Genomic DNA, 1886 nt, shown 5'->3' on the forward strand with positions numbered 1-1886 from the left:
CAGCTCCGGCAACTGCAGCGGCTCAACGAGCTCAAAGAAGAGTTTCTCAGCATGGTCTCCCACGAGCTGCGCACGCCTCTGACCAACATGAAAATGGCTTTGAAAATGTTGGAGGTGCGCGGTCTTTCCGAGGCGCAGATCCCCTATTTCCACATCCTCAAACAGGAGTGGCAAAAAGAGCTGGACTTGGTCAACGACCTGCTGGATCTGCAGCGGCTAGAGGCCGGCAGCCGCAGTCTGGAGATTGCCCGCTTCGAGGTGCGAGAGTGGCTGGAAAAGCTGGTGCCGCCCTTTGCTCTGCGCTTTCAGGAGCGCCGGCTCACTTTTGTCTCCCGCATTCCCTCTGAACCCATCCTGTTCAGCACCGATGTGGGGCTGCTCACCCGCATCCTCAGCGAGTTGCTGGCCAATGCTGCCAAATACACCCCTGCTGGCCAGCAGGTTTACCTGGAAGTGGCGGGCGATTCTTCGGGTCTCCATTTGCAGGTAATCAACACCGGCGTCGAGATCCCAGCGGAGCACCTGCCCCGCATTTTCGAGAAGTTCCACCGCATCCCGCAACTGGACTACGCCCGCCAGGGGGGCACCGGCTTGGGCCTGCCGCTGGTGAAAAAGGCGGTGGAGCTGCTGCAAGGGATCCTGCGGGTGGAAAGCGGCGAGAACCGCACCCTGTTTGCAGTCAGCCTGCCGGATTTGGGCAGTTCTGCTCTCACCCCCAGCCCCTCTCCCTGAGGGACTCCCTCACCCCCAGCCCCTCTCCCTGAGGGACTCCCTCACCCCCAGCCCCTCTCCCTGAGGGAGAGGGGAGCTAGATAACCCTGGGCAGTGTTGTTGGTCAAACAGACGCCACTTGGGTAGGCTAGCCGTTGGCTAAGGACTCCGTCCCGCTGACGCGAGCGGCGGGATTGAGTTCTTTTGCCGGAGAAGGGGGAGAGGAGAGCAGTTGCTGCTCCACCAGGTGGGCAAACTCCCGCTCGAAGGTCACCAGGGCGCGGTTGGTTTTGCCCCCCAGGTAAAGCCCTGCTTCCGTCTCCAGAGCCCAAACTTGGCTGTAGCTGAAATAGCTCATCACCACCCCCAGCATCAGCAGCCCAAAGCCAAGATAGACAAGAGGGATCCCTGGATCCGATTTCATTTGCAGGCCGGTGGCGCCGATAACCTCATCTAGGTGCAGGGTAAGGGGGTTGGGAAAGCGCTGCGGAGCCACTTCGTCGAGGGCCAGGCTCATGCCCTGGCGCAGGGATCCTACCCACTGGCCCTGGGTGTCGTAGAGCAGGGCCGTCCCCTGCAAATCTGGCAACAACAGCGTCAAGCCCTCGCTTAGATCCGGTCGGGTGGGCACAAAAGCGCCCCAGAGCTTGCTGCCCGCCTGGGTGGGCACCGGCACCACTGGAATTTGGAAGGGGGGGCTGTTGTTGAGGCGGATGCGGATGCTGTCGATGCCCCAGTCGGCTTGGTAGAGGGTCACGCCGCGGTAGGAGAGGGGATGGTTGACAGAGATGGTCTGGCGCTTGACCTCCTGTCCCCCATCCAGAATCGAGAGATCTGAGTAAAACTGCTTTACCCGTCCGTCTGGAGCATAGTCGATCCAGAAGCGGTTAACCCGAATTTGCCAGGTGGGCAGATGAGCCAGATCCCCTGCCCCGGTTACATGTTCAATGGCGGCAACCCCACCGCTGGGGATCAGCTCCTGGGCCTTAAAGCCCCCGATGCTGCCCCAGATGGCCCCCAACAGGATCAGCAGCAGGCTGACGTGCACCAAGATGGGGCCGAACCGTCCGATCAGCCCCTTGCGGGCGTAGAGCCGGGATCCCTCCTCAAACACCGCATAACCCCGTTGGCGCAACCGCTGCGGCAACCCCTCTAGGGAGCGTTGGGGCAGATAG

Annotated in this window: 2 protein-coding genes; one reads left to right on the top strand and one right to left on the bottom strand. The window is 61.5% G+C overall.

Translation table 11 applies throughout. The annotated features are described in order from the left end of the window. Nucleotides 1-732 (top strand): sensor histidine kinase (locus NW857_RS01425; RefSeq protein ID WP_414367769.1); only part of this gene is annotated, 732 nt, incomplete at its 5' end. A gap of 127 nt (nt 733-859) precedes the next feature. Here the strand turns inward: NW857_RS01425 and NW857_RS01430 are convergent. Then, nucleotides 860-1886: cytochrome c biogenesis protein (locus NW857_RS01430; RefSeq protein ID WP_414367771.1), on the bottom strand; the 1027-nt coding region annotated here is incomplete at its 5' end.

The organism is Synechococcus sp. H55.9 (assembly GCF_047462355.1).
In the GTDB taxonomy this organism is placed as follows: Bacteria; Cyanobacteriota; Cyanobacteriia; order Thermostichales; family Thermostichaceae; genus Thermostichus.